This is a genomic window from Streptomyces sp. BE20 (assembly GCF_036322525.1).
GTDB lineage: Bacteria > Actinomycetota > Actinomycetes > Streptomycetales > Streptomycetaceae > Kitasatospora.
Map to the genome: position 1 here is coordinate 1 of NZ_JAQYWW010000616.1, position 23,454 is coordinate 23,454.

Consider the following 23,454-nt stretch of genomic DNA (forward strand, 5'->3'; position numbering starts at 1 on the left):
CTGAGCCGCCAGTCCCCGTCGATCTCGGGAGCGGCGAGCCGGTGCCAGGCGGTACCGTCCCAACGTTCGATCAGTCCGGTGGTCCTGTACTCCACCGATTCGCTCCCGGGGACGGGCCCCGGGGTCCGGGAGGTGACGACCCTCCGCCCCGACCTCGGCGGTGCCCCCTCCTCGACACCGAGGATCCTGGCGGGAACGCGCCGGACACCTTGATGCCCGCCCTGTCCGGGGCGGGCATCAAGGTGTGGGTGGTGGTGCTGGTCAGGACCTGGTGCCGGTCGGCTCCCACCAGGGCCCGGTCCGGCGTCGAGGTCGCTGATCGACCACCGGTGTTCGCCGCCCGGCCCGTCGGCCTCCAGGCCCTCCGGCTTCGCGGCGTCGGCTACATCTGGCCCTGGGTCATCATGCCGTCGGCGCGTGCCCGGGCTTGCGGTCCGGGCTCCTGGCCGTCCGCGTCCCCGGCAGGGTCATCGCCGCCGTCCTGCGGGTCTGCGATCCTGCGGACGACCAGCTCGGGCTGCTCGTCGGCAAACTCCTCGGTCTCGGGCACGGTGCTCTCATCTCTCGAATGACTTAGCGGGCACCTGGGCCAACGAGTCACCTGCGGACGGGTCACGGCGTTGAGCTACGCAAGCCCCATGTTCCGCGTCCTGCCCCAGGCGAGCGCTGCGCCCCTGTCCAAGGGCGTCGTCCAGACACCGGCAGCCGGCTCCGGTGGGGCGGTCGCCCCGCCGGAGTTCGGGCTCGGATCCGCTCCGCCGGGCGGTCAGAGGCTGGTGTCCTTGCCCACCGTCTCGACCTGGGCACCCGCCGTCTCGAACAGGCCTGCGGCGCGCTCGGCGGTCTTGCGGTCCAGGTAGGCGACCGTGAACGTGCCGTCCTGGCGGTCCAAGAGGTTGGCGCGCTCGTGGTCGGAGTACTCGGGGTTCCGCTCGGAGACGAGCGCGTCAAGGAGGTCCTTGTCGCCGCCGGTGACGGTGACGTAGAAGGTCCGGTCCTTGTCCTGCTCGTCCTGCCTCTCCTACGCGGAGGACCGGTAGTTGTAGGGACGGTTGCCGGTGAGGTTGTTGCTGTCGTCGTGGCCGGGCACCGGCTTCTCCTGTGGTGGCTCGGTCGGTCGAGGTGTGCCGCCGCCCCGTCTCGGGCGAGATCGTCCTGCCGAGGTGGGCCGAACGCCGCCTGGTGCGTTCGGGCATGACGCGGCGCCGTGGCGATCTACGGTCGGGGCGGCACAACACGATCGCTCCATGACTCAAAGTGATCATGCGAGCACTCTTCGGATTCCCGCCAATGGTCACTCGTTCGAGTGATCAAGGACCTGGCGCCCGGTGCGCGATCATGGCCAGCCGGTCCGCCGGTACGGCGCCGCGGGCGTCAACTCCGCATTCTCGACAGCCTGTTCACGCCCCTCCGCGCGGCGGTGTCCCGGGGCGGGCTGGGATGATCAAGCCACTGTGCGCACCCGCGCCCGGCGTCCCCAAGACGAATCGAGGACCCCTCGCCATGAGCATCCACGACACCGCCCACCCGCAGTTGGCAGAGCACTACAGCCGGGCCGCCGAGTCCCACCTCGACCTGATCACAACCCGGCGGGCCATCGGCCCCGACGTGATCGCCGGGCAGGCGGTGATCGTCCACAAGAAGTTCTCCTACTCCGGATCCGTGCACTCCTTCTCGGTCCTCGGGGGCGGCTTCTCCGGGGACTTCACCGACGACAGGGGCGTCGAGTACGAGATCACCGGCGCCGGAGGTGGCCTGAGCGTCGGAGCCGGAGACGTCTGGGGCACCCTGTGGCTCAACGGCCACCTGCGCGACTACGAGGGCTGGACCACCCGCTTCGAGGCGACCACCACCGCAGCCATGTTCAACATCAACCTGTGGGGCCTGGACGGCGAGTACATCGGTTCCTTCGTCGGAGGCGGAGCGGAGATGGGCGTCGGGGCCATGGCCGGACAGGGAAAGATCGATATCAAGCGCTGACGGCCACCCCGCCTCCGGCCGCCAGGAGACCCACAACGCCCTTCCACCGCAGAGCTGCTGGGCCCGCGCTACGGCCGACGGCCGGCTCGCGTCGGCTTCGAATCGGCGGGCGGGCTCTGTGGGACTGCTCTCGCGGGAGACCGTAGATCGATCCCACGAGGCTGCGGGACCGAGTTCTGGAGTGGGACAGCCGGTACGGGTGGCGCGGCACGGCGGGAACGCCCTGACCAGGGAAGGACACCTGGTCCGCACCGACGCCTTCCGGTACCCGAACCGTGGCACGCCGACGGTGCCGCGAGTCTGGCCGGTCCGCCGCTCACGACGCGAGCCGGCGGGCGTGCGCAAGCCGTAGCACGCCCGAGCGGCGGGGAGGCCTCCCGCCGAAACCCGCCGCTCCTAGCGTCTCTCGCACAACCCCCATCCCATGAACGAGCGGGTGACTCCTGATGAGCACTGTCGTCGGAAGCGAAGACACGACCACCGAGGCGAGGGAACCGCGCCGGGCGCGCGGCATCACCGACTGGCGTCCGGAGGACGCGGAGTTCTGGGAGCGGGCCGGTGCCCGGACCGCCCGCCGCAACCTGGTCTTCTCGGTCCTCTCCGAACACATCGGGTTCTCGGTGTGGAGCCTGTGGTCGGTTCTGGTCCTCTTCCTCGGCCCCGAGTACCACATCGACCCGGCCGGCAAGTTCACCCTGACCGCGCTGCCCACGGCGCTGGGTGCGGGGCTGCGCCTGCCGTACACCTTCGCCGTGGCGAAGTTCGGCGGCCGCAACTGGACGGTCTTCAGCGCCCTGCTGCTGCTCGTGCCCACCGTGCTGGCCGGGATCGTGCTGCACCCGGGCGTCTCGTACGGGACGCTGCTGGCGGTGGCCTGTGTTGCCGGCGTCGGCGGCGGCAACTTCGCCTCGTCGATGGCGAACATCAACGCGTTCTACCCGCAGCGGCTCAAAGGCTGGGCACTGGGCGTCAACGCGGGCGGCGGCAACCTCGGCGTCCCGGTCGTGCAGCTGGTCGGCCTGCTGGTGCTGGCCACCGCCGGCGCGGCCCACCCCCGCCTGGTCCCGCTGGTCTACCTGCCGCTGATCGTGCTGGCGGCCCTGGGCGCGGCGCTGAGAATGGACAACCTGACCGCCCTGCGCAACGACAGACGCGCGCTGCGCGAGGTGGCGCGGGATCCGCACAGCTGGGTCATGTCACTCCTCTACATCGGCACGTTCGGCTCCTTCATCGGCTTCGGCTTCGCCTTCGGACAGGTGCTCCAGGTCCAGTTCCATCACCAGTTCGACACCCCGATCAAGGCCGCCTACCTGACCTTCCTCGGCCCGCTGCTCGGTTCGCTGGTACGGCCGATAGGGGGCAGGATGGCGGACCGCTGGGGCGGCGCGAGGGTCACCCTCGGCACGTTCGTCCTGATGGCGGCCGGCGCCGGCCTCGTGCTGGCCGCCTCACGGGCCAACTCGCTGCCGCTGTTCCTGACCGGCTTCCTGACCCTGTTCGTACTCAGCGGCATCGGCAACGGCTCCACCTACAAGATGATCCCGGCGATCTTCCAGGCGAAGGCAGGCACCGCGATCGCAACCGGCACGGACCCGGAGACCGCAGCGAACGACTCACGCCGCCGGGCCTCCGCCCTGATCGGCCTGGCCGGTGCGGTCGGCGCGGTCGGCGGAGTGCTGGTGAACGTCGCCTTCCGACAGTCCTTCCTCACCAGCAAGAACGGTGACACGGCCTACCTGGCGTTCCTGGCGGCGTACGCGGTGTGCTCCGTCGTCACCTGGGCCGTGTACCTGCGACCCTCGGCCCGGCGGCTGCACGGGATCTGAGCCACAGCGCGATCTGCCGGTTGCGAGCTGCCCGGCAAGGGCGAGGTTGGCGAGCCGGGTGATGCCGTGCCCCCCGGCATGTTCGGCTCCGCCACCCGCGGGGCGGTCCCGGAGGCCGGCCCGGCGGCCCTTCGAGGCTCCGGTTCGGGGCGACCTGGCAAGGTCACTCCTTCGACCGGAGCCTCGAAGCGTTCGCGACGGACAGCCGTAGATCCCCGCACCGCGATGACCTGCGGGCACCGTGACCGTCGGGGCTCTCACACGCCCCTGGGACCGTGTGCAGCCGGGCGTGGTCGGGTTTGCGCCGGACGAGCACACAAAGACCGAGCTCGCTCGGCGGCTGTCAGAACCCTCGGGCTCATGTGCAGGTGGGCCGCACCTCGCTCGTGTGGAAATCGTAGACGGCGCGCTGACCGTCATCGCCGTCCGTCGTCGGCACGGCAATCGTGCCCTGGCCGTCCAGGGGACTTCTCCGACCCTGAATGTCGAGGTCCCGGTGACCTTACGGGGCCCCCGACAGCGGTGGCAGGTGCCGGGCATGAGGACGCACGACGCGGCCGTGCCACCGATGAACCTCTCGGCATACTTGAAGCCGTCGAGCAGCCTGCCGACGCTCATGGTCACAGCCGCCTTGATCGGGAGCGACGTGTCGGGCGCCAGATTGTCGACGATCATGTTGATGATGCAGTCGGTCGGGGCGGTCACGACGCCGGGATCGTCGGGGTAGTCGATCGGCCGCTCAGCTTGTGATCTCTCCAGCGGTCTCGAACAAGCGGATCCGGTGGTCACTCGTCCGGGTGTTCCCAGGACAGCGGAGCGGCCTTCGCGTGATCCTGAACTCGACGAATAGATACAGGACTTGACGCGAAGGCCGTAGTGTTGAGGGTGGTCGGTAGATCACAGGCTTACCGGGCTTCGGTTCCCTGATGACGTGTACCCGCGGCGGGCGCCGTCACCCTTCCCCTCCGCGCGGGCTATCGCCCGCCGTCAGGCGGACCGGGCTGCCGGGGCTGCCGGGGCTGCCGCCAGGAGTTCGCCCAGCGTCCGGACCACGTTCGCGGGGCGTAGGTGAGGTTGTCAGGAGCGGAGGGCGTCAACCGTCGAAGGCCACCGCGGCGTCGGTCCACGCCAAGTCCGACAGCGCGGTCGCTTCGACGGCGCCACCGCCGGATTCCCGACGGCCTTCCGAACAGCGGCCTGTGTGCGGGCGAGGAGCCCAGCCGCGCCGTGTACAGGACGGCGACCCGGCGGGCCCCCGAAGGAGCCGGCGCCCCCTGACCTGCTGGCGCACGAAGGCGCCGGCCGGTCCTAGGCCGGAGTTCGACGGCCCCGACGTATGGTGGACGGATGGAGATCCGGGAGTTGCAGTGGTTCGTGGCTCTGGCGGAGTCCGAGCACGTGACCGCCGCGGCCGAGCGGCTGAACATCACCCAGCCCACCCTGTCCCGTGCCATCGCCCGGCTGGAGAAACGGGTGGGCGTGCCGCTTTTCGACCGCCGCCAGAACCGGCTGCGGCTCAACAAGTACGGCGAGGTGTTCCGGGCTCACGTGGTGCGCGCGATCAGCGAGATCGACCGGGCCGAGCAGCGGATCGCCACCCTGGTCGACCCGGACACCGGGACCATCACACTCGGCTTCCTGCACTCGTACGGCACCTGGCTGATCCCCGAACTCCTCGCCGGGTACCGCACGATCGCCCCGGCGACCACCTTCGAGCTGCGCGGGAGCGCGGCGGACGTAGTCGTCGACGGCGTGCGCCGGGGCCGGTTGGACCTCGGGGTGACCAGCCCGCGACCGGTCGGGGACGACCTGCAATGGTCCCCGCTGCGCGACGAGCCGCTGGGTCTGCTCGTCCCGGTCGGCCACCCGCTCGCCTCCCGCAGCCGGGTCGAAACGGCGGAGCTGACGGCGGAGGAGTTCGTGGCACTGCAACCCGAGTACGGGCTGCGCCAGGTGACCGACCGGCTCTGCGAGAGGGCGGGCTTCGCGCCGCGGATCGTACTGGAGTGCACGGAACTCAGCACCCTGCGCACCCTGGTGACGTCCGGGCTCGGGGTGGCCGTGGTGCCGAGCACCGGTGACCTTGCCGCGTACGAGGGCCGTGCCGTCCACGTGCCGCTGGCAGACCCGCAGGCGTACCGGACGATCGGCGTGATCGTTGCGGCCGGGGGGCCGCGTGCCGCGGTGGTGGCCCGGTTCCACGACTACGTGCGGTCGACGGCCCGGCCCCGGGGGTGAGCGGCCTCCGGTCGCCCAGGCACCGGGCACCGGGCACCGGGCACCGGGCGGGATGATGCGCCGCACGCATGGAACCGTCGAAGAGGCGTTATTTCACACCGGGGCGACGCCGTCCGAGCATGGAGGCACGGGCAGCGACCGCACGGGGTGCCGCCCCCGGACGATCCCGGGTCGGCCCTGGCGCCGGCCCGACCGCCGGCACGCTTGCGCCTTCCAGGAGACATGATGGTCCTCGACCCGCGCCACGCCCGCTCGTGGCTGTTCACCCCGGCGGACCGGCCCGAACGGTTCCCGCTCCGAAGCCGTCCCGTCGGAGCGGTCCCGGACGCGGTGATCCTCGACCTGGAGGACGCCGTCGCACCCGGCAGCAAGGACCTCGCCCGGGACAACCTTCTGCGCTGCGGCACGGACCTCCCGGAGGTCTGGGTCCGGGTCAACGACCGTACCGGCGAGCACTGGCGCGCGGACCTGGACGCGGCCGGCCGCCTGCCCGCGCTCGCCGGCGTGGTGTTGCCCAAGGCCGAACACCCGGAGGACATCGCCGCCACGGCGGCCCTGCTGCCCGCCGGCACCCCGGTCGTCGCGCTGGTGGAGACCTCGCTCGGGGTCGAGAACGCCTTCGCCGTCGCCCGCGAGCCCACCGTCTTCGCGCTGGCCTTCGGCGTCGCCGACTTCCGTCGGGAGACCGGTCTGGGCGACGCTCCCGAGGCCTGGGCCTACCCGCGCACCCGCCTGGTGATCGCCAGCCGGGCGGCCGGGCTGCGCGGCCCTCTCGACGGCCCCGCGATGCAGCTCGACGACCTGGAAGCCGTCCGGGCGGAGGCGGCCCGCGGCCGGGCCGGCGGCTTCACCGGCAAGCTCTGCATCCACCCCGCGCAGATCACCCCGGTCAACGCCGGCTTCGACCCCGACCCCGAACAGCTCGCCTGGGCCCGCCGCGTCCTCGACCGGGCCGACAGCAGCGAGGGCGCGGCTGTGCGGGTGGACGGCGAGATGATCGACCGGCCGCGCCTCGACCTCGCGCGCGCGCTCCTGGCCGCGCAGGACACCGGGTCCTGAGCCCGCTGCTGTGAGAGCCCCCGCAGCCTCCTGTCGCTGCGGCGACCTTTCGTGGCCGGCAGGACCGGTGGAGCCGGGTTCCGCCGTCAGGCGTCCAGGCCCGCCGCCGCTCGGGAGCGGGCGTCCCAGACGGGCCGGACGGTGTCAAAGGTCGGACCGTGACCCCGGCGGTACACCAGCAGGGTCCGTTCGAACGTGATCACGATGACGCCGTCCTGGTTGAACCCGATCGTGCGGACCTTCACGATCCCGACGTCCGGGCGGCTGCCGGAGGCACGGGCGGAGAGCACCTCCGACTGCGAGTAGAGCGTGTCGCCCTCGAACACCGGATTGGGTAGCCGTACCCGGTCCCAGCCCAGGTTCGCCATCACGTGCTGGGAGACGTCGGTGACGCTCTGCCCGGTGATCAGGGCCAGCGTGAACGTGGAGTCGACCAGCGGCCTGCCCCACACCGTCCCGGCCGAGTAGTGCCGGTCGAAATGGAGGGGCGCGGTGTTCTGCGTCAACAGGGTCAGCCACGCGTTGTCGGTTTCCAGGACGGTCCGCCCCAGGGGGTGCCGGTACACGTCGCCGACCACGAAGTCCTCGAAGTAACGGCCTTGCCAGCCAAGAATTTCGTTCGCCATGCGTCCAGTGTCGGAAGGTCGGCAGAGTCTGTGAAATGACCAAATCCGCCGTCCGCCATGCCCGCCGCGCATCGATCGGGGGCCCGGACCCACCATGCGCCACATGCATGGTCATGACGCCATTTCGTCATTTCACAGTGACCAGCGAGCGGCGGAAAGTGACCCACACCCGATCAGGAACCTTGGAGGGATCCCATGCCCGAGCCGTATCCCGCGCTTGCCGGCCTCGTCGTCGTCTCGCTCGAACAGGCCGTGGCGGCACCGTTCGCGACCCGCCAGCTCGCCGACCTCGGAGCACGCGTCATCAAGGTCGAGAGGCCCGGCAGCGGTGATCTCGCCCGTGGTTACGACCGCACTGTGCGCGGTATGTCCAGCCACTTCATCTGGCTCAACCGAGGCAAGGAGAGCGTCCAGCTCGACGTCCGCTCGCCCGAGGGCAACCGGCATCTGCACGCCCTCGTGGCCCGGGCCGACGTCCTGGTGCAGAACCTGGCCCCGGGCGCCGCCGGCCGCCTGGGCATCGGCCACACCGAACTCGCCGCCCGCCACCCCCGGCTGATCACCTGTGACATATCCGGTTACGGCAGCACCGGCCCGTACCGGGACCGCAAGGCGTACGACCTGCTGGTGCAGAGCGAAGCGGGCCTGCTCTCCATCACCGGCACCCCCGACACCCCCTCGAAGGTGGGCCTGTCCATCGCGGACATCTGCGCCGGCATGTACGCCTACACCGGCGTCCTCACCGCCCTGCTCGACCGCGCCCGGACCGGCCGCGGCACCCGGCTGGAGGTCTCCATGCTGGAAGCGCTCGGCGAATGGATGGGGTACGCCGAGTACTTCACCCGCTACGGCGGCACCGCGCCCGCCCGCACCGGGGCGAGCCACGCCACCATCGCCCCGTACGGGCCGTTTCCCACCGGCGACGGGCAGAGCGTGATGCTCGGCCTCCAGAACGACCACGAGTGGGCGGCGTTCTGCACGACCGTCCTCCGCCGGCCCGACCTCCTCGGCGACGCCCGGTTCACCGGCAACGCCGACCGGGTCCGGCACCGGACGGAGCTGGACGAGATCGTACGGGCCACCACCCTGAGCCTGACCGCCGAAGACCTCCTCGCCCGACTCGACCAAGCCGGGACCGCACACGCGCGGCAACGCACCGTCGAGGAGTTCGGCGACCACGTCCAGCTCCGCGCCCGCGGCCGCTGGGCGCCGTTCGACAGCCCGGTCGGCGAGCTGACCGGCCTGGTCCCACCCGTCACCGTGCACGACCGGACAACCACCCGTCTGCGACCCGTGCCGGCGCTGGGCGAGCACACCGAATCCGTCCTCGCCTGGCTCGCCGAGCCCGCGCAAGAGTCACAGCAGGGAGCAGCGGCATGTCCACTGATCTGATCGGCGTCCTGGTCCTGGTCGCCGTGTTCGTCCTGTCCGCGATGAGCGGCGTCAACATGGGGATCCTCGCCGTCGTCTCAGCGTTCCTCTTCGGCACGGTCTGGCTCGGCCACCCGGCGAAGGAAGTGCTGGCCGGATTCCCGGCCGACATGTTCGTGGTGCTGGTCGCCGTCACCTTCCTGTTCGGCATCGCCCGTACGAACGGTACGGTCGACTGGCTCGTGCACGCCACCGTCCGTGCCGCCGGCAACCGCCACGGAGTGGTGCCGTGGATCATGTTCCTGCTGGCCGCGGCCCTGTGCGCCACCGGCGCGGCTTCCCCGGCCGCGGTCGCGATCCTGGCGCCGATCGGCATCACCTTCGCCGTCCGGCACCGGCTCAGCCCGCTCTACGTCGGACTGATGGCCGTCAACGGCGCAGCCGCCGGCAGCTTCGCACCCACCGGGATCCTCGGCGGCATCGTGAACTCCTCGCTGGAGGCCAACCACCTGCGGGTCGGCGGCGGGGCCCTGTTCGTCGGCACCTTCGCCGTCAACGCGGCCGCCGCCGTCATCACCTGGTTGCTCTTCGGCCGCCGTAGACGCGGCGCCCCGCTCTCCGCCGTGCCCCAGCCGGACGCCATCGTCCCGACGGCGCCGGCCCTGGGCATCGAACAGGCAGCTACCTTGGTGGCGTTGGTCCTCATGGTGGTCGGCACCACCCTGCTCGGACTGGACACCGGCCTGTTCGCACTCACTCTGGCCGCCGTACTCGCGCTGGTGTTCCGCAGTACCGCACAGCGGGCGTCGAAGGAGATCGCCTGGCCGGTGGTGATGCTGGTGTGTGGCATCGTCACCTACATCACGCTGCTCCAACGCCTCGGTCTCGTCGACTCGCTGGGCGAGAAGATCGCCATGGTCGGCGCGCCGCTGGTCGCCGCGCTGCTGATCTGCTACGTCGCCGGAGTCGTGTCGGCCTTCGCCTCCACCACCGGCATCCTGGGCGCGCTGATGCCGCTCGCGGCGCCGTTTCTCGCCTCGGGCTCCATCGCGACCACGGGCATGGTCATCGCGCTGGCTGCCGCGGCCGTGGTCGTCGACGCCAGCCCCTTCTCCACCAACGGCGCTCTGGTGGTCGCCAATTCTCCGGAGGGCATCCGGGCGGAGACATACCGAGGGCTGCTGCGGTGGGGCGCGGGGGTGTGCGCGATCGCGCCGTTCGCCGTCTGGACCGTCTTCGTGGCGATCTGAGGCCTCCCGGCGAACCGCTCCCGGACGGCGCTGGACGCCCGTGGACGGTGGCACGAACGTGTCGGCCCACGCAGCGGAGGAAGCGGGAGCGAGCCCGTCGGGATCCCCGGAGTCTCCGAACGGGGCGGCGCGGCGAGGCGGCCTGGGCCGCCGGGCCGGCCCGGCGGCCGGCTTCTGAGCACAATCAGGAGGTGACCCGCGCACGCGACCGCCGCCCCCTCGGCCGGAGGTCCGGCCGGCCGACACAGGCCCTTCACTCATCCCGTCGCCAACCCTTCGAACGAGCCCCTCAGCGCACTGCTCGGCTCCTCCCCGGTACAGGGCACCTCCTCGAACGCGGAGCCAGTACATGCGCGCACCCGAACGCTCATCCGCTCTTCGGCCCGCCACCCAGCTGTGTAGTCCCCCGCCGAACCCGACGACGGCCAGGAACCACGGGACGCTGACGCGCCTCGCCGGTGCCTGGGCCTGCCATCCCCGGTGTCCTGCCTCGCCCGCCCCCCGTCGGCCACGACACACCTCCCAGCCCGCCAACACGAGGGACGTAGGTCCAGGGCAAGCTGAGCCGGGACCGTGGCGGTGCGCTGCGGGTCACCCGTGCCGGGCGGAGGAGCGATTGCGGTGTCTCATTTCGGCGGGGCGGGCTTGGGCGGGACGGTCTTGTCCCAGTTCTCCTTGACGACCTTGCGGGCCTCTTTCAGCTGCGTCGGGGTGGGGAAGGACGGTGGGCCGCCTTCCACGGTGGGCAGCATGGCGGCGAGGTTCTTGTCGAGGGTGCCGTCCTTGGCCATGGCCTCCATCCGGACCGGGCGGGCGAATCCCACGAGCCGCAGGTTCTGGCCCTCGGTGCTGGCGAGGTACTCCTCCCACAGCCGGGCCGCCGCCGGGTGGGGGGCGTCCTCGTTGATCGCCTGCGCGTAGTAGAGGGAGAAACTGCCGTCGAAGGGGATGGATACCCTCCAGTCCACCCCTTGGCCGCGCAGGGCGTCGACGTGCTGGAGGTTGAGGAAGTCCCAGCTGATGGAGATCGAAGTTTCGCCCTTGACGATCGACTCCGGTACGGGGCTGCCGGTGTTGTAGTTGCCCACCCCGGCGAGCCGGCCGAAGAAGTCGATGCCCGGCTTGATGTCGTCGAACGAGCCGCCGTTGGCGAGAGCCGCGGCGTACACGGCGGCGAAGGCCGACCCGGCGGTGTTGGGGCTCGCGCCGTTCATCGCGACCAGACCTTTGTACTCCGGTTTCAGCAGGTCGGCGAAGGAGTCAGGGCAGACCTTGACACGAGCCGCGTCACAGCCGATCGACACATAACCGCCGTAGCTGTTGTACCAGCGGGCCTGGGGGTCCTTCTGGTTCGCCGCGATCTGCCCGTAGGCGGCGACCCGGTAGGGCGTCAGCAGGCCCTCCTCCGCTGCGGACGCGGCGAAGGAGTTACCGAGTTGGAGCACGTCGGGCGCCCGCTCCTGGCCCCGATAACGCTTCACGTCGTCGATCTCGTCCTGACTGCCGCCGTCGGGATTGTCGACGGTGACCTTGATCCCGTACTTCTCCTCGAACCCGTCGATCAGACCGCCGTAGTTCGCCCAGTGGCGCAGCAGTGCGGTGGCGGTCAGAACCCCTTCCTGCTGCGCCGCCCGGATGAGTGCGTCCATGCCGCCGACCTCGGCGGCGGAGGCCGCCACCTTCGGCGCCACCGGAGCGGGCGGGCCCTCACTTCCGCAGGCAGCGCTGCCGACCACGACGAAGGCGAAGCAGAGGGCGAGCACGCGAGTGCGGAATGAAGCCACGACATCTCCAAGAGAGCTGACGGGAGAGGCGGCGGGAGGGCCGGGGCTCGCGGGTTCAGCGTTCTTCGGCACATGGAGAAATGCACCGATATCAGGTCCTTCCAGTCTACCGGCCGACCCACGCCTTTCCGGCATAGCGGACAGCGGGTCGCGCACGGTGCGCCTCGGAACCGGACCGGCTTCGGCTGCCGGTTCGCCCGATCGCCGGCCGGACGCGCCGGCGGGGCTCTCGACGTGGTCCGGGGACAAGACCGTCACACCAGCGTCGCAGGGGCCCCTGCACGCCGCAGTGCCCGTGCCCGAACGTGGCTGCTGGCGACGTGACCCGAAGGTAGAGCCCCGAAACCAGCAGCCCGAGACTGGCCTGCAGCGCCCACAGCACCAGCTCATCGCTACCCTTTGGGTCGGACTCCGCTACCTCTCGCCGTAGCGGACAGCGTGCCGCTCTCCTGGTTGCCGCAGGGCCCGGTTTCGGGCATCGGCGCCAGGCGCAGGGTCCGCTCGCGAATCGACCGTTCGGTGGCCGGGTGAGCTTGGCGGGCGTGACCGGCGATCCGTGAGTCCACGGGGGTCACACTGCCGGCGCGTTACCGCGCCGTTGGTGCGGCCGGTCGCAGCGATCCGGCAAGTGCGAGGGTGGCCACCGCGGTGAACGCCGCCACCGCCGCGGCGAGCCTGCGGTCGGCGGCGATCCGGCTGTACCGCACCGGTTCCCCCACCGCAACGTTCACGGTGCCGGGTCAAGAAGGACGAGAGCCGCGCCGGTGCGCGCCGCCGGCAGGGGTCTTCCGGGGACGGGGTTGTTCAGCCGTCGGAGCGGTGGGCCCCGCGGTGCGCGCGGAGCGTCCTGCGGCGGCGCACGAGGAAGAACCCGACCAGCACCGCCGCGCCTCCCGTGGCCAGGATCGCGCCCATCGGGCTGCCGGACGGGTCGGAGGCAATGGGTTTCGCGTCCTCCTGCTGGAGTTCCACCACGGGGGTGTCGTCGACGGGAGAAACCCCGGAGGCCCCTATTGCGAGCCCTTCCGTGGGCGAGGGAGCGGACGGGGTACCGGCCGGGGTGGACGGGGAGACCGAGGCGGACGGGGTAGCGGCCGGGGTGGACGGGGAGGCAGGGGCAGACGGAGAGGCGGCGGGGGCGGACGGGGTACCGGCCCGGGTAGACGGGGAGACGGAGGCGGGGGCGGACGGTGAGGCGGCGCCCGCCCCGGTGGGGGCGGGGCGGGTAGCCCCGCCGGCGGCGGTACCCGCGCCGGTCGTGCCGGCCGCACCGGGCGTGCCCGCGTTCGGTGCGGTGCCGTTCGTGCTGTTGATGGTGATGTCGTCGACGAACAGGAGCACACCGGCTCCTCCGGCCGGGCCGCTCGAGTTCTCCGGGCGCCAGGCGGGGCGGTAGGCGCCGACGCGGAAGTGGGGTGCCTCGCCGCGGTGGTAGTTGTTGGCGCCTTGGTACGAGCCGACCTTCACCCCGTCGCGCATCGCGACGATCGAGCCGGGGCTGCCGGGCGTGGACCAGGTGATGTCGAAGCTCCAGCGGTTCCAGTGGTCCAGGAGCATCGCCCCGAGGGGAAGGATGGTCTCCTGGACCTCGTTGCCGACCATCCAGTGGACCTTCAGCCACCACTGGCCGCTCTCGTGGGCCATCAGGGACACGACGGGTTTGATCTGCGCGGTGTCGCTCTGCATGCTGAACCACTGGGCGACGATGGTGCCGACCGGCTGGTTCCGCCAGTTCTCGGCGGGCAGGTAGTTGGCGAAGGTGAAGCGGTGGCCGCCCGCGTCAAGGTCCTTGATCACCAGTTCGGACTTGAAGGACTTGCCATCGGCGGGGACGTGGACGCGCGCGGCGTTACCCCCCTTACCTCCGGGCGCGGGCCCGACGGCGATCGTACTGGTACCCAGCAGGGCCAGGTAGGGCAGTTTCTGGGACGACTCGAAGTCCCAGGAACGGGAGTCTGCCGCATGGGCCGGCGCGGCGGCCGGCACGGCGAGCACCAGGGCGGCCGTGCCGGCGGCGAGCAGGCGGACGGGGCGGGTGGGAAGGGGAGATGAGTGGTGCACAGACCTGTCCTCGTACGGGGGCTGGGACTTCACCCGTTGATCGGCAGCGGAGCGGACGCTCACGCCGTGGGGGGAGGGTAGGGCGCGGGCCGCCGCGCAGGGGGCTTCCGGGCCGCCAAGGGGCCGGGCCGGGCGCGACAGCAAGAGGCCGGCTCGCGTATACGGGATGCGAACACCGGCCGACGGCGACCTCACACAGAACCCGAGCAGGCCGAGGGACCGGTCGGACCCGCCGGCCGGCGCCGGCCGGCGACGTCCGCGATCCGGCCGGGCGACACGCACGTGCCCGTCGCTCGACGGCGGGCGGCGACAACCGGGCTCGCTCGCATGGGAACTCCTCCTGTGGCGGGTGGTCGGCCGGTCCCCGAAGGCGCACCGTCCCGCACCGGCGCGTGTTCGGGGACCGCCCGCACACGATGAGAGTTCCCCACGACCGAGTCGTCCCCCGGCGTTGTCGTTTCGTTATCAAGACGGCCTCCGGCGAGCGCGCGGGGCCGTCTGCGCGCGGGGCCGTCTGCGCGCAGCGCCTGCGCCGGTACGAGGAGATGCGCGACCTCAGCCGTCACTTTCGGCTCGCGAGCACGGCGCCGGTCCCGACGGAGCGGGACTATCAGGATTCCGGCCCTGTCCCGTAGTCGGCGGCAGCGCTCTGCGGTGATCACTGAAGGAGGATGCGCTGTCGGAGCACGGGGGCCGGCCCGGCCGCGCATCCTCCTCGCGATCTTCTTGGTTCGCGTGTCGACTCCCCCGGTCCGGCCGCCGTGATGCGGGGTGGTGAGTCCGGCGTCGACGGCGCCCCGGTGAGTATCACCACCGGATACGGGACAGAGACGTTCACGATCGACAGACCCCGTCCGGGTCCTCGCGCTCCTTCTTGGCGCTGATGTTCCATCGAGGTGGCACCGGCGTTCAAGCGTGGGCAGCAATGGTCCTTCTACGCTGGTCGAGCCGACCACTGGAGTGGCGCTCGCGCAGCGGCGCGACGTGCGGCAGACCGAGGGGAGAGTGCTCAAAGCCCCTTCGGCGAGCGCCCGGTGGTCCTGAAGCCGCGGTTCCCGAACCGCTGCGGTGCCACACCCGAACCGCAACACCGCTCCGTGCGTCGCCATGACTGCCGCGCGGGGCGCCGAGTCGAAGAGGAGAAGCAATGGTTTCCGGCAAGATGAAGGCGGTGCGCCTTCTGACCTCGGCACTGGCCGCAGCAGGCGTGTTCACCCTGGTAGGGCCGTCCGGCAATGCCTTCGCCGGCAACGTCAGCTGCGAGAGCGGAAATGACTTTCTGAAGATCTGGTCGCACGGTAGCCGCTTCGGCGACGTGAACTGCTTTGCCAACGCCGGCGTCTACAAGGTCGACGGATGGGTCGACCGGGTCTTCACCGGCAACAACGACATCAACATGTACGACTACAACGGCGCCACGGTGAGGGTGAACCGGTGGTACGACATCTCGTATCCGAACAGGCCGCTGCACATCTGGAAGGTTGAGATTCTGTAGCACGCACGTCGCTTGAGGGTACGACGCAACGACACCGGGTCGTGATCGCCAAGGGCAACCGGACGAAGCTCCGCAAGCAGCTCAAGTCCCTTGGGGCGTCCGCCGGTAGGTGGTGGCAGCAGGGCAGGCACGGCTCGCCCGATCATGGCGTTCTCTGCGCTTCATGATCACCGGGGGGTCCGTGCCTGCCTCCCCTCATGCATTCTCGACCCGATCCTCGACCGAATCCTCTCGCCGCTGCCCGTGCGCGAGGACCGGAATCCGCCGGGCCGCCACGACCCACGGATCAGCGGCGGCGTCGACTTCGACCGTTTGGTGCAGGTCCTGGTCCTCGGCTGCGGAGACGGCGGTGGTCGCCGGCGCTCGCTCGTTCGCGGCTTTCGGCGAGTGGTCCGCGAATGCCCCGCAGCAGGCTCCGGCCCGGCCGGGCGCTCGTGTGGCAGGCTCGTTGGGGACACTCGTCACGCCGAGTGCCAGCACGATCCGACGGGTCGTCAACCTGGTCCGCACCGGCGGCCCGGCCAATCCGACCGGCGCTGGTCCTGGCGATGCGGACCAGGTGGCCGTCGATGCCAAGGCCGCCCGTGGCCCACGCAACGGACAGGCGACCGCCGCCCACCCTCCGGCGACGGTCGGACCGCCACCCAGCTGCGGGTCGAACATCTCCATGATCTCTCTGTCAGACTTCGCCAGAGAACCTCTTCGACCGGTTCGCTGATGCTTCGCCACCAAGCCGACCGAAGGGGTCTGCTTCGTCCACCGAAGCGATCAGGAGCACCACAGGCCGGACGGCCATCCACCGCGAATTCCGGGGGCCGTCAGCCGAGACTCGACGGGCCGCACACCTCGACCCCGCCACGGCCGCCGTCAGTTCTTCACGGCGCCGAGAAGTCGCCATGTTCCTGCGTAACTGGCAAGGAAGCCAGAGTGTTTGACCGGTTCGACCACACGGACGCGTCTCCGGGATGATCGCGTGGGGCGGGGATTCTTCCTACCTCACAGCATCATGGCAAGCCGGAACGACACCTGGTTCGTGCTCACTTGCCGTCGCCCGCTCGCTGGCGCTCAATCAGGTCGGCCACGGCAGCCGGGCGAACCAGGTAGGGCGAGTGGCCGGTGTTCCACGTTTCCGTGCGAGAGCAACGCCCGGCGAAGCGGTCCGGAAGCGGCGTCGCGATGGTCCGGTCCTGGCGCCCGCGAAGGTAGATCGACGGGGTGTCCCGCCAACTCACACGGGCAGGTTTGGTGTTGAAGATCGACGGAGGTTCCGGACGCAGCAACTCCACCGCACGCGCGGCCACCGGCTCGTCGACGTCGCCGTAGAGCTTCGCCCGGGCATCACCCGGGTCCAGGGCAAGCCGCCCATCCCCGTCCGGCAGCGCGAGCAGCCCCTCGCCGGGATCGCCAGGGGCCTCCGCGAGCAGTTTGGCCGGGGATTCACCGACGTCGAGAATCCAGCTATTGAGGAAGACCAGAGCGGCAGCACCACGTACCGTCCCGGCGACGACGCCCCCGAAGGAATGCCCCACCACTGCCGGCGGCTCCAACGAGCCCGAGAGGATGGCCTCGACCTTCGCGGTGCTTTCGGCGAGCGACAGCTCGTAGAGGTCCGGCACCTCCACGGACAGATCCCGGGCGCGCAGCAGATCGGCAAGTTCGACATAGTGAGCGGGCTGGTGCCCAGGGCTTCGGCGTAGTCACGTGACGTCCGTTTTGTGATCATGCGAGGCCAAGGAGGGCGAGGGGCCGGGTGGCGTCGCGGGCGTTGCGTCGGAGCGCGGCGGCGATGTTGGTGACGCCGGCGAGTTTCAGGGTGCCGATGGCCAGGTTGCGCCAGGTCGCCATCGCGCGCGGTGCGTTGCCGGTCCGCAGTTGGGAGGCGTCCTCGGCGAAGGTGGTGTCCCGGACGTGGTGCAGGGTCTCGATGCGCCAGTGGTCGCGGATCAGCTTTGCGAGCTGGACCGCGGTGGCCTCCTCGGCGGCCAGGCTGGTGACGGCGTAGACGGTCTTGACGGTGGTCTTGCCGGTCTTGCGGTCAGTGCGGCGGCGCTTGATCTGGATGGCCTGCTGGGCGCTGGGGAACAGCAGATTGTTCACGGTGGCGACCTTGATCCGGCGGATCTCGGAGCGTCCGTGGCCGGTGCTCCTGGTGCGACCCAGGAGCGGGATATGCTTCCAGGGAAGGGACTTGAGCTGCTTGCGGAGGTTCTTCTGGTTGCCCTTGACGATCACGATGTAGTGAGCCTTGCGGTCCAGGAGGTACTCGGCGTGTTCGCGCTGGGTGTGCATCGCGTCGCTCGTGACGACCACCCCGGCGAGGTCGGCGACGGTGTCCAGCAGCGGCTGGAAGCAGGTGATTTCGTTCGTCTTCTCGCCGACGTCGAGCTGGGCCAGGACCAGGCCGGTGGTGTGCTCCAGCGCGGCGAGTAGGTGGATCTTGCGACCGGTGGCCCTGGCGGCTCCACGCAGGCTCTTGCCGTCGACCGCCAGCCCGCGCAGGTCGGCACTCGTGGCTGTCGTCGGCCGACGGTCCGCGAGCCAGCGACCGACGGCCCGGTCCAACGCGTCGCCGTCGATGCGGGCCAGCAGCCGGCGGACCGTGGTCTCGGCGGGCAGGAGGCGCTGGGGCAGCAGCGGGTCGGGACGGATGCCGAGCTGTTCCAGCACGTGCGTCGGTGCATCGCCGATCCACTCGCCGACCGCCAGCAGTGAGGTGGCCCCGGCCAGAACCGCGCACGCGGTCAGCGCGAGGACGACGGCCAGGGTGTGGAGCACTCCGCGCGGGTCACGCGGGTCCGGTACCTCCGCCAGTCGCTCCAGCAGCCCCGGGACCTCTTCCGGCGTGGCCCGGGGGTGCTCGCGGAGCTGGTCAAGAGCAGGCGGGATCAGGGATGATGCGTCGGCAGGCACGGTCTTCCAGTCGGATCACGGGCGTCGAGAACTCCATGATCTTGGAAGCTCGTGCCTGTTGCGCTCCCTGACCCCCTCAAGCTGACAGGCCGTCACGACCCGGACGCCGCGCGACTACGCCGAAGCCCTGTCCTATGACCCAACCAGCCCATCAGATCGAGAAGTTATTAATCGTCAGTTCACTGGGCCCGTGCTGCGCCCAACTCGCATGCCATGACAGCAGATTGGGCGCTCATGACAGCCATGATCCACAACATCGCCGGGGCAGGAATAGAGGGGGGGTGAGACTCGCATGAGAATTAACTGGATCGCACTGTCGGCTCGTCTAGGATCTAAAGCCACTGCATGATACATCGCACACGAAAGGAAAATAGTATGGCCATTTCCGATGTGGAGCAGCTGGCTCGCGACCTGGCCTCGACCGGGGCGGTGAACCTCGACACGAAGATCGGCGACATCCTCAAGATCAACGGTGTCGGCGCCATCGACAACGGCGCGAAGGTTGCGAGCGGCGCCGTGGCCTGGGACGGCTACGTGGTCGTCTACAAGGGCCTGCCCGCCGGGCTTAACGAACTGCAGAACGTCAGCCAGCCCGGCGCGCTCAACGCCTGACGGACCGGTGTCCCCGGCCGCGCCATCCACTCCGGAAACCCGACGGGCGACCGGGCCGGGTGGCGCGGCCCCCGCCGGGTCGGAGGAGCGTTCCGCAGCTCCGTCCCGTCCGCCCCTCTGCCCGTCCGCCGCATTTTCGAAAGGCCGAGTGATTATCGATGCGCTTCGCCGTCGCCGACTCGCCCGCCATGACCGTGGAGGCATTGCTGGAGCTATTGGACGACGTCCAACCGAGGCATTTCGTGGACTATGGCTGCGGGTACGGTGAAGTCCTCCTCAGCGTGGCGCGGCGATTTCCCGGTCTTCCATGTGTCGGTATCGAACTCGACCCCGTTGTCGCGGCGGAATCGGCCCGCCGGATCGACGGGGAGCGGCTCGGCAACGCGTCCGTGCGCCTGGGCGACGTCTTCGAGCATCTCGATGCCGCCGAGGATCTCGCGTACCTCTACCTCGGCGGTGCCCTGAACCAGCGGCTGGGGAACGGCCTGATGGAGAAGGGATCGTGCCGCCGGGTGGTGACCGCCCGGTACCCGGTCATCGGCACGGTGGCCTCGGCCAGGATTCCTTCCGGTGCCTCGCCGCTCTACGTCTACGACCGAGCTTCCGGGCACGGCCTGGTCGAGTGGGACTCGTTCGCGACGTACCTGGAGCTTCCCGTCGGCGCGTCCTACCTGTTGGGCCGGGCCCTGCGGGTCACTGTCGCCTCCGCGCTCGAACTGTCCGTCCGTCTCCCCGGGCGGCGGCAGGTCGCGGTCAGGGGTTTCGAGTTCGGCCTCGTCCCGGCCCGTCCGGGCGTGCCCGTGATCTGCGACGTCCTGCTCGAGTGCGACGAGGATGGCGGGCCCGGACCCGCCATCCTCGAACTGGTGGTCACCGCCTCCGGCGGGCCCCTGTCACCGACCCACACCGTGGTCGTGGTCCCCACCCGTCGAAGCTCGCCGCTGGAGCGTCCAATCGCGGACGCGGCCGAGCTGTCGCGGGTGCTGGCCGACTGCGCCGGACAGAGTTGAGACCCCGATGATCAGCACAGACGTGAGCACCTTCGCGACCACCTCCGCGACCGGCCCCGCGCAAACCTGCACGGACCGGCTCCGCGAACGCATCAGGACCTGCCTCGACTGGGGCACCCGGGCCCTCACCATCGGCCACGGCGCGGCACCGCTGTGGGAGACCGACGAGGCGGAAGTCATCCAGCCCTTCGAGAAGATGCTGATCGAAGCCGCGCTGTTCGCCTTGATCGCCCACCGGGCCGTCGGTGACGACCCGGCCCTGTCCAGACTGCTCGACGCAATCACCGACTGCACCGATTCACTCGACCACATCTACGAACTCGTGCGCTGGCAGCCGTACTTGTGGTCGTCTGCTGGCGCGATCTGGGTCATCCTCGACCGGTTCGGCCGGGGGGACGCGGCGAAGCGGGCCCGCCTGCGCACGCTGTGGTGCGAGGAGCAGATCCCGCACCCTCGCGAGCGTGTTCCCTACCGGCTACTCGACCAGGCATGGGTGCGCACGATCGCCGAGGGAAAGCGCGATCCGCGACTCTCCTCCGCGGGGCTGCGGTCGTGCACGTCCTTCGAGAACGTCCGGGGCGCGCTGTTCATGGCTACCGGCGACCTCTACGCGCTGACCCACACCGCCATGTACGTCACCGACTTCGGCCGCGCCGGCCGGGTGTCCGCCGACCAGGAGTGGATCGACGCCCTCTGCGCCTGCAGGCTGCTGCTGAACGATCTCGACCTCGCCGGGGAACTCGCGCTGACCGACGCGCTGACCAGCGACCGGCCCCGGGAGGGGACCCTGACCGCACTGGCCGCCCTGAGCTCGATCTTCGACCGGCTGGGCTTCGTCCCCTCTCCGACGTTCCGAGACGCGGAGCACCGCAGGGCCCCCGATCCGACTAACTACCTTCTCTTCCACAGCTACCACAGCACCTTCGTCTACGGACTTCTCTGCTCGGTGCTGGCCGTCACCGGCGGCGACCGCGGCGACGTCGCCCGGATCATGTCGAAGCCCAAGGAACTACGCTTCCCCGAGGAATGGTGCGGGCGGCGTGCTGGCGAGACGCACCTGAGCAGCCAGGTCGCGCACACCTTCAACGCCTGGGCGGGCATCACCGCCGCCCGGGGGGTCGACCTGGATCACGACGCCCTGCTGCGCGTCGTGATCGACAGCTACCTGATCACCGCGGCATCGGAGGAGCGCACCGAGGATCTGCTGTCCCTGCTCGGCATGCGCGCCGTCGCCGGACCGAGTGTGGTGGACCATGAGACGCGGCGTCTGCTCGTGCGGCGGGCTCGCCTCGGTGGCGACGACTCGCTCGCCGCGCTCCTGACCCCGCAGGAGGTGCCGTGGACGTCCGCCCGCTGACACCGGTCCTGGGCGCGGAGATCCACGGCGCCACCGTCCCCGAGCTGATCGGCCGGGACGGCCGCGAGGTGCTCCGCACACTGCTGCTGACCCACGGCGTCCTGGTCCTCCGGGGCCAGGACACCCTCGATCGGGCCCGTCACGAGGCGCTGGGGCGGCAGTTCGGCGCGCTGGAGATCTTCCCCGGCCACGATCCGGACCGGCCCTGCATCGCCCGGATCGAGCACGGCGCCGACGCCCCGCCGACCGAGAACATCTGGCACAGCGACATGAGCTTCCGCCCCGAACCGCCGATGGGGGCTGTCCTCCGCGCTGTGACCGTCCCGGCGAGCGGTGGCGACACGCTCTTCGCCGACATGCGCGAGGTCTGGCGCCGGCTCCCGCCGGACCTTCGCGACGTGCTCCGGCCCGTGCGCGCCGAGCACTCCATCGCCAAATTCGCCCCCGCCGCGCTCCGAGACGCGCTGCTCGCCGCGGCGCCGCCGCTCGCGCACCCGGTCCTGCGTGTCCATCCCGAGACCGGCGAGGAGATCCTGTACGTCAACCAGGCGTACACAACGCGCGTGCTCGGCCTGTCGCCGGCCCGGAGCGCCGAACTACTCGACTTCCTCCTGCGCGGGGTCACGGTGCCCGAGGTGCAGTGCCGGATCCGGTGGCAGCCCGGCACCGTTGTGCTCTGGGACAACAGGTCTCTCCAGCACTACGCTGTCGGCGACTACCTGCCCGCCCGGAGGGTGATGGAGCGGGTGAGCATCGCCGGCGACGCACCGCTCGGCGCATCCGGGACCCCGCTTCCCGCCGGAAGCCTCCAGCCGGTCTGACCCCACCCGTGGAACATCCGGCCCGCACTGGGGCGGGCCGGACGTCTGGCTGACGGCAACTCACCCACGTTCGGGGATTGGTACGGTGGGCGTCGCGCCGCCCCGGCCGGTGTCCGTCGGGACCGGTCCGCCCGGCAGTGGTCGTCCGGTGCCGTCTGCGGCCTTCAGCAGGAGTTCCGCCAGCCGGTCCGGCACGACGACCATGCAGTCGTGGCCCCTCTTGGAAGCGGTGCCTGCCACGTTTCCGGGGGCCTCGTCGAGCTGGCAGACCATCACGAATCGGGCACCTTGCGACTACGCCGAAACCCTGGGCTGGTGCCAAGCTCCGTGAAGGATGATCACGTCAGTCATTTGTGCACATTACCACCTATTACCCGGCCGACGTCATGTACTGAACACTCGTCACACGGCGACGCCGCCGGCTTGTTGAGCCTCCTCCGGTAGATGGGGCGCACACGCGGGCGAGAGGACGGAGTCCTGACGTTCGAGGCGACGCTCCCAGCGGACGGCGAGACGCTTGAACTGGTGGAGCAGGGCGAGGGGCCAGGTGGTCCCGGCGAGCAACACGAGCAACACGCTTGGCAGGCACAGCCGGCCCGGTCCACCCGCCGATGCCCCGGAGGCCGCTCCGGCCACGGCGGTAACACCGGCTCGTTCAGCGCCCACGAGTCGTCATCGATCGCCCACGGTGCACTCACGCCACACCAGCGGGCCAATCCCAGTCGCTGCGGCACCCGACGCACTGTCAGTCCGGATTCTCCCCGGGATTGGCGACGAGCCTTCTCGGCGGGTCCAGAGGGAGATCGATCTCCTTGGCGCTGAAGCCTCGCAACGCCTGATCGTCGGTTTCGAACAACGCCGAGTACACCCGTGTCTGCTTTGCCAGTCCGGTCCCGGTCAGCGAGATCAGGCCGACCCGTCGATCATGCTGCTGCCGGGCGGCCGTGCGCGGGACGAGGCCGCCGCGATCCTTCCGAGCGAGCAGCCGGGCCATGGACGGCCGCTCGATCCGGGCCTCCGAGATTGGACATCATTCCATTTCCGTCAATGAATC

General features: G+C 70.4%; 20 protein-coding genes and 2 pseudogenes. 11 read left to right on the plus strand and 11 right to left on the minus strand.

Annotated elements, in window-relative coordinates:
• Nucleotides 1-382 precede the first annotated feature (382 nt).
• Both PUR61_RS12130 and PUR61_RS12135 read right to left on the minus strand, forming a co-directional pair.
• Nucleotides 383-550, minus strand: coding sequence for a hypothetical protein (locus PUR61_RS12130; RefSeq protein WP_329878743.1), 168 nt, complete (start codon nt 548-550; stop codon nt 383-385).
• A gap of 216 nt (nt 551-766) precedes the next feature.
• Nucleotides 767-892 (minus strand): hypothetical protein, encoded by a 126-nt coding sequence (locus PUR61_RS12135; protein WP_329878744.1) that lies wholly within the window; start codon nt 890-892, stop codon nt 767-769.
• A gap of 611 nt (nt 893-1,503) precedes the next feature.
• On the opposite strand from PUR61_RS12135, the gene PUR61_RS12140 reads away from it, so the two are divergent.
• Together PUR61_RS12140 and PUR61_RS12145 are read left to right on the plus strand one after the other, a co-directional pair.
• Complete coding sequence (locus tag PUR61_RS12140) at nt 1,504-1,980, plus strand: hypothetical protein (RefSeq protein WP_329878746.1); 477 nt, start codon at nt 1,504-1,506, stop codon at nt 1,978-1,980.
• A 446-nt stretch (nt 1,981-2,426) separates the two neighbouring features.
• Nucleotides 2,427-3,806, plus strand: a complete 1,380-nt coding sequence (locus PUR61_RS12145; RefSeq protein WP_329878748.1) for a nitrate/nitrite transporter — start codon at nt 2,427-2,429, stop codon at nt 3,804-3,806.
• 555 nt (nt 3,807-4,361) lie between these two features.
• Here PUR61_RS12145 and PUR61_RS45310 read toward each other — a convergent pair.
• Nucleotides 4,362-4,595, minus strand: a pseudogene (locus PUR61_RS45310) (hypothetical protein); the annotation flags it as partial.
• A gap of 558 nt (nt 4,596-5,153) precedes the next feature.
• On the opposite strand from PUR61_RS45310, the gene PUR61_RS12155 reads away from it, so the two are divergent.
• Nucleotides 5,154-6,044 carry a LysR family transcriptional regulator gene (locus tag PUR61_RS12155; protein WP_329878752.1) on the plus strand — a complete coding sequence of 297 codons (891 nt, stop codon included), beginning with the start codon at nt 5,154-5,156 and terminating at the stop codon, nt 6,042-6,044.
• 222 nt (nt 6,045-6,266) lie between these two features.
• Nucleotides 6,267-7,103 (plus strand): HpcH/HpaI aldolase/citrate lyase family protein, encoded by an 837-nt coding sequence (locus PUR61_RS12160; RefSeq protein ID WP_329878754.1) that lies wholly within the window; start codon nt 6,267-6,269, stop codon nt 7,101-7,103.
• An 86-nt stretch (nt 7,104-7,189) separates the two neighbouring features.
• On the opposite strand, the gene PUR61_RS12165 is transcribed toward PUR61_RS12160, so the two are convergent.
• Nucleotides 7,190-7,729 carry a MaoC family dehydratase gene (locus PUR61_RS12165; protein WP_329878756.1) on the minus strand — a complete coding sequence of 180 codons (540 nt, stop codon included), beginning with the start codon at nt 7,727-7,729 and terminating at the stop codon, nt 7,190-7,192.
• A 195-nt stretch (nt 7,730-7,924) separates the two neighbouring features.
• Here PUR61_RS12165 and PUR61_RS12170 point away from each other — a divergent pair, with 195 nt between their 5' ends.
• Together PUR61_RS12170 and PUR61_RS12175 are read left to right on the plus strand one after the other, a co-directional pair.
• A complete protein-coding gene (locus tag PUR61_RS12170) occupies nt 7,925-9,121 on the plus strand; it encodes a CaiB/BaiF CoA transferase family protein (protein WP_329878758.1) in 1,197 nt (398 codons plus the stop codon).
• Nucleotides 9,106-10,350, plus strand: coding sequence for an SLC13 family permease (locus PUR61_RS12175; protein WP_329878760.1), 1,245 nt, complete (start codon nt 9,106-9,108; stop codon nt 10,348-10,350). Before PUR61_RS12170 ends, PUR61_RS12175 begins: the two co-directional genes overlap by 16 nt.
• 626 nt (nt 10,351-10,976) lie before the next feature.
• Here PUR61_RS12175 and PUR61_RS12180 read toward each other — a convergent pair.
• From PUR61_RS12180 to PUR61_RS12190, 3 genes are all read right to left on the minus strand, one after another.
• The gene (locus tag PUR61_RS12180) at nt 10,977-12,134 is read right to left on the minus strand and encodes an extracellular solute-binding protein (RefSeq protein WP_443035156.1); all 1,158 of its coding nucleotides are present in this window, start codon (nt 12,132-12,134) and stop codon (nt 10,977-10,979) included.
• A 587-nt stretch (nt 12,135-12,721) separates the two neighbouring features.
• Nucleotides 12,722-12,865 carry a hypothetical protein gene (locus PUR61_RS12185; protein ID WP_329878762.1) on the minus strand — a complete coding sequence of 48 codons (144 nt, stop codon included), beginning with the start codon at nt 12,863-12,865 and terminating at the stop codon, nt 12,722-12,724.
• A 73-nt stretch (nt 12,866-12,938) separates the two neighbouring features.
• Entirely contained in the window at nt 12,939-14,228 is a 1,290-nt protein-coding gene (locus tag PUR61_RS12190) for a heparin lyase I family protein (RefSeq protein ID WP_329878764.1), read from the minus strand.
• 1,114 nt (nt 14,229-15,342) lie between these two features.
• Between PUR61_RS12190 and PUR61_RS12195 the strand changes: the two genes are divergently transcribed.
• A complete protein-coding gene (locus PUR61_RS12195) occupies nt 15,343-15,690 on the plus strand; it encodes a beta/gamma crystallin domain-containing protein (protein ID WP_329878766.1) in 348 nt (115 codons plus the stop codon).
• A 1,037-nt stretch (nt 15,691-16,727) separates the two neighbouring features.
• Here PUR61_RS12195 and PUR61_RS12205 read toward each other — a convergent pair.
• Together PUR61_RS12205 and PUR61_RS12210 are read right to left on the minus strand one after the other, a co-directional pair.
• Nucleotides 16,728-17,357 (minus strand): annotated as a pseudogene (locus tag PUR61_RS12205) (alpha/beta hydrolase); the annotation flags it as partial.
• 52 nt (nt 17,358-17,409) lie between these two features.
• Nucleotides 17,410-18,600, minus strand: coding sequence for an ISAs1 family transposase (locus PUR61_RS12210; protein ID WP_329878768.1), 1,191 nt, complete (start codon nt 18,598-18,600; stop codon nt 17,410-17,412).
• Between the two features lie 375 nt (nt 18,601-18,975).
• Here PUR61_RS12210 and PUR61_RS12215 point away from each other — a divergent pair, with 375 nt between their 5' ends.
• From PUR61_RS12215 to PUR61_RS12230, 4 genes are all read left to right on the plus strand, one after another.
• Nucleotides 18,976-19,212, plus strand: a complete 237-nt coding sequence (locus tag PUR61_RS12215; RefSeq protein WP_329878770.1) for a hypothetical protein — start codon at nt 18,976-18,978, stop codon at nt 19,210-19,212.
• A 158-nt stretch (nt 19,213-19,370) separates the two neighbouring features.
• Nucleotides 19,371-20,222, plus strand: coding sequence for a class I SAM-dependent methyltransferase (locus tag PUR61_RS12220; protein WP_329878772.1), 852 nt, complete (start codon nt 19,371-19,373; stop codon nt 20,220-20,222).
• A 7-nt stretch (nt 20,223-20,229) separates the two neighbouring features.
• A complete protein-coding gene (locus tag PUR61_RS12225; protein ID WP_329878774.1) occupies nt 20,230-21,579 on the plus strand; it encodes a DUF6895 family protein in 1,350 nt (449 codons plus the stop codon).
• On the plus strand, nt 21,561-22,400 hold the full coding sequence (locus tag PUR61_RS12230) for a TauD/TfdA dioxygenase family protein (protein ID WP_329878776.1): 840 nt from the start codon (nt 21,561-21,563) through the stop codon (nt 22,398-22,400). Before PUR61_RS12225 ends, PUR61_RS12230 begins: the two co-directional genes overlap by 19 nt.
• A gap of 402 nt (nt 22,401-22,802) precedes the next feature.
• Here the strand turns inward: PUR61_RS12230 and PUR61_RS12235 are convergent, their stop codons facing one another.
• Nucleotides 22,803-22,967 (minus strand): hypothetical protein, encoded by a 165-nt coding sequence (locus PUR61_RS12235; protein ID WP_329878778.1) that lies wholly within the window; start codon nt 22,965-22,967, stop codon nt 22,803-22,805.
• A 178-nt stretch (nt 22,968-23,145) separates the two neighbouring features.
• Nucleotides 23,146-23,394, minus strand: a complete 249-nt coding sequence (locus PUR61_RS12240) for a hypothetical protein (protein ID WP_329878780.1) — start codon at nt 23,392-23,394, stop codon at nt 23,146-23,148.
• Nucleotides 23,395-23,454: the final 60 nt, after the last annotated feature.

Bases quoted from the DNA above. Each gene is read 5' to 3' on its own strand.
- PUR61_RS12140 (WP_329878746.1), top strand. From the start codon at position 1,504: ATGAGCATCCACGACACCGCCCACCCGCAGTTGGCAGAGCACTACAGC.
- PUR61_RS12145 (WP_329878748.1), top strand. From the start codon at position 2,427: ATGAGCACTGTCGTCGGAAGCGAAGACACGACCACCGAGGCGAGGGAA.
- PUR61_RS12155 (WP_329878752.1), top strand. From the start codon at position 5,154: ATGGAGATCCGGGAGTTGCAGTGGTTCGTGGCTCTGGCGGAGTCCGAG.
- PUR61_RS12160 (WP_329878754.1), top strand. From the start codon at position 6,267: ATGATGGTCCTCGACCCGCGCCACGCCCGCTCGTGGCTGTTCACCCCG.
- PUR61_RS12165 (WP_329878756.1), bottom strand. From the start codon at position 7,729: ATGGCGAACGAAATTCTTGGCTGGCAAGGCCGTTACTTCGAGGACTTC.
- PUR61_RS12170 (WP_329878758.1), top strand. From the start codon at position 7,925: ATGCCCGAGCCGTATCCCGCGCTTGCCGGCCTCGTCGTCGTCTCGCTC.
- PUR61_RS12175 (WP_329878760.1), top strand. From the start codon at position 9,106: ATGTCCACTGATCTGATCGGCGTCCTGGTCCTGGTCGCCGTGTTCGTC.
- PUR61_RS12195 (WP_329878766.1), top strand. From the start codon at position 15,343: ATGGTTTCCGGCAAGATGAAGGCGGTGCGCCTTCTGACCTCGGCACTG.
- PUR61_RS12215 (WP_329878770.1), top strand. From the start codon at position 18,976: ATGGCCATTTCCGATGTGGAGCAGCTGGCTCGCGACCTGGCCTCGACC.
- PUR61_RS12220 (WP_329878772.1), top strand. From the start codon at position 19,371: ATGCGCTTCGCCGTCGCCGACTCGCCCGCCATGACCGTGGAGGCATTG.
- PUR61_RS12225 (WP_329878774.1), top strand. From the start codon at position 20,230: ATGATCAGCACAGACGTGAGCACCTTCGCGACCACCTCCGCGACCGGC.
- PUR61_RS12240 (WP_329878780.1), bottom strand. From the start codon at position 23,394: ATGGCCCGGCTGCTCGCTCGGAAGGATCGCGGCGGCCTCGTCCCGCGC.